Source organism: Massilia genomosp. 1, assembly GCF_011682185.1.
Taxonomy (GTDB): Bacteria; Pseudomonadota; Gammaproteobacteria; order Burkholderiales; family Burkholderiaceae_D; genus Telluria_A; species Telluria_A rubra.
The window spans coordinates 1-2,899 of record NZ_WHJF01000217.1; the positions used below are offsets into that span (position 1 = coordinate 1).

Genomic DNA, 2,899 nt, shown 5'->3' on the forward strand with positions numbered 1-2,899 from the left:
GGCCCGATTGCCGCCTCTACCGGCGGCAATCGGGCGCGCAAACCGGCTACGCCCGGCTGGCCGCCGGGGCCGGGCCCCGGGGGGGGCGCGCCCCCCGCCCGCCGCCGGGGGGGGGGGGGGGGGCGGGGGGGGCGGGGGGGGGGGCGGGGGGGGCGCCCCCGGCCGCCGCGCCCGGCTTGCTGGGCGACACGCTCGGCCACGGGCTGTATCCATCGCGCCTGCTGCGCCAGGGCGCCGACGTGGGCGGCACCGCCGGCCTGACCGTTCTGCTGTTGCTGGCCAACGAAGGCGTGGCGGCGGCGCTGGCGCGCCGTGCCGATGGCTGGCGCATCGCCGCCCGCCCGCTCGCGGCCGCCGCGCTGGCGCCGCTGCTGCTGGCCGGCTACGGCCTGGCGGTGCTGTCGGTGCTGTCGGCCAGCCCCGCTCCCGCCGGCAAGCCGCTGCGGGTGGGATTGATCCAGTCGAACATCGTCGCCTACGAGCGCCAGCGCCAGGAAAAGGGAACCCACGCGGTGGTGCGCGCGATTCTCGATACGCACTTCGCGATGAGCTACGACGCCGTGGTGCGCCAGCGCGCCGATGCGGTGCTGTGGCCGGAAACGGCCTACCCCACCACCTTCGGCCATCCGAAGAGCGAGGCCGGGGCGGATTTCGACCGCGAGATCCTGGCCATCGTCAACGCCGCCGGCGTGCCCTTCGTGTTCGGCACCTACGATCGCGACAGCGCCGGCGAATACAACGCCGCCGCGTTCGTGCAGCCGGGCGCCGGCCTGACGGGTTTTTATCGCAAGACGCACCTGTTTCCACTGACCGAGTACGTGCCGGCCTGGCTGGACGGGCCGCGCTTGCGGCGCGCCCTGCCCTGGACTGGCGACTGGCGGCCCGGCAACGGCGCCCGCGTGTTTCCATTGCGCCTGGCCGGCGGCCGCGAGATCCCGGTGCTGCCCCTGATCTGCCTCGACGATGTCGATCCCGCCCTGGCCATCGACGGCGCGCGCCTGGGTGCGCAAGCCATACTCACAATGTCGAACGACTCCTGGTTCAGCGCCAGTTCCTTGGGGGCGGAAATGCACCAGGTGGCGGCGGCGTTTCGCAGCATCGAAACGCGCCTGCCGCAATTCCGCGCCACCACCAACGGTTACAGCGCGGCGATCGACGCGAGCGGCGCCGTGCTGGCCGGCACGCGCATGGGCGAACGCACCCTGGTGATCGCCGAGGTGCCGGTGCGCGTCCCGCCGCGCACTTTGATGGTGCTCTGGGGCGACTGGGTGGGACTGGCCGCTGGCGCCTTCCTGGCGTTGCTGGCGTTGCTGGCGGCATGCTCGGTCTTGCCGGCGTGGCGCCCGCGCGCCGCGCCCGCGCCGGCGCCTGTGGGCCTCATGCCGGGGCCGGTCGATGTGGCCGTGCTGGCGCCCGTCGCGCGCCTCGGGGCGGGCCTGTTGCGCGCGTTCGCGCGCGCCAGCCTGCTCTGGATGTGCGTGGCGTTGCTGCTTGACGACGCCTTGCGCACCAATACGCTGGCCCAAATGCGCATGTTTTCCGCGTTCTTCCTGGCGCCGGAAGCGGCCGCGTGGTGCGTGCTGTTCCTGTTTTCCGCAAAGCTGTCGCTCGCCGATGGCAGCCTGGTCCTGGCACGCGATGCGCGCCGCCTTCGGATCGCGCTGGACGACATCGCCACGGTGCGGTGCTGGCGCCTGCCGCTGCCCTGCCCGGGGATCTCGGTGCGGCTCGCCGGCGGGCAGCGTTACGCGCTGGCGCTGACCGATCCGGGCGCGCTGGCCGCGCATTTGGCCGGCGCGGGCGGCCCGGCGGTCCAGGAACGCACGCACGCGCGCGCGGTGATGCAGGCCTACGCGCAAGCGGCGCTGGCGATGCGGCGCTCGCGGCTCGATCATCCGGTCGCCAAGTTCGTGCTGCTGCCGCTGGCGCTGGCGATTCCCGCTTTCCACCTGCACCAGCAGATTTCGTACGGCGGCCCGTTCGGGGAATACTACAGTTTTGGACTGAAGGCTTACCTGACCGCCTTTGCGCTGTGGTGGGCGGCCTGGGCGATCGGCGTGGTGCTGAGCGGCGCGCTGCTGCGCTCGGCAATCGAAAGCGCGACCCTGCTGGCGGCATGGTTGCGGCCCGCACGCGCGGTCGATATCCGCCAGCGGCTCGAACGCGGAGGCCACCTTGCGCTGTTTCTCGGCCTGCCGGCGTGGCTGCTGCTGACCATCTTGCGCACTTAGCCAACAGCCGGAGTACGCCAACACAGACCAGGCCATGCGACTGTGCCGAGCCGCGGCCGTGGCATGTCGGCAGTTGCCTAATCTTCCATGAAGGCGTCGTATTCATCGTAGTGGAACAGCGCGTCGATCAGCTCTTCCAGGGACGCGCTGGCATTGCGTTCGAGCCGGTCGATCATGATGTCTTGCACCATGGGCGCCTCCAACCATGAATGGTAGTTCTGACCAGCAATCTGATTCGGGATGCCACCGCCGGTCTCTTGCGTGTAACCGTCCACCTCGCGGCTGGGAACGACAACGAATTGCGCCTCCATGATCGTGCCGCGATTGATCTCCGGCCGGGTGAAAATCCTTCCTGCCGGTGGAAGCTGGTCTATTGCTCGTCTTAAAGCAAAAAATCCGTTGTAAGTATCGATCGTTCATCTCCTCTCTATGTCCCCCTGTGTCAGATCACGATGGGGAAAGCGTCAATGCTGCTTTGCTATCTATCCGCGCGCCGCAGCCCGGCCTTTAGCCATATCGTTATACACAACTCCGAGCAGCGCAGCCGATGCCTGAAAAATCTGTTTACATTCAAGTACTTGCGATGGCACTTGTAACCTGGGCTGGTTTGAGGTTTACTCTCGCCTTTTAGGTGATGCGTTGGCAACAGGATCGCGCCGCTGGACAGA

At 69.0% G+C, this 2,899-nt stretch carries 2 protein-coding genes; one reads left to right on the forward strand and one right to left on the reverse strand.

Going from position 1 to position 2,899, the window contains the following annotated elements:
- Positions 1 to 176: 176 nt before the first annotated feature.
- Positions 177 to 2,231, forward strand: coding sequence for an apolipoprotein N-acyltransferase (gene lnt, locus F1735_RS32900; protein ID WP_187364424.1), 2,055 nt, complete (start codon positions 177 to 179; stop codon positions 2,229 to 2,231).
- Positions 2,232 to 2,308: 77 nt separating this feature from the next.
- Here lnt and F1735_RS38610 read toward each other — a convergent pair whose 3' ends face one another.
- Positions 2,309 to 2,542 carry a DUF7716 domain-containing protein gene (locus F1735_RS38610; protein WP_445081579.1) on the reverse strand — a complete coding sequence of 78 codons (234 nt, stop codon included), beginning with the start codon at positions 2,540 to 2,542 and terminating at the stop codon, positions 2,309 to 2,311.
- Positions 2,543 to 2,899: the final 357 nt, after the last annotated feature.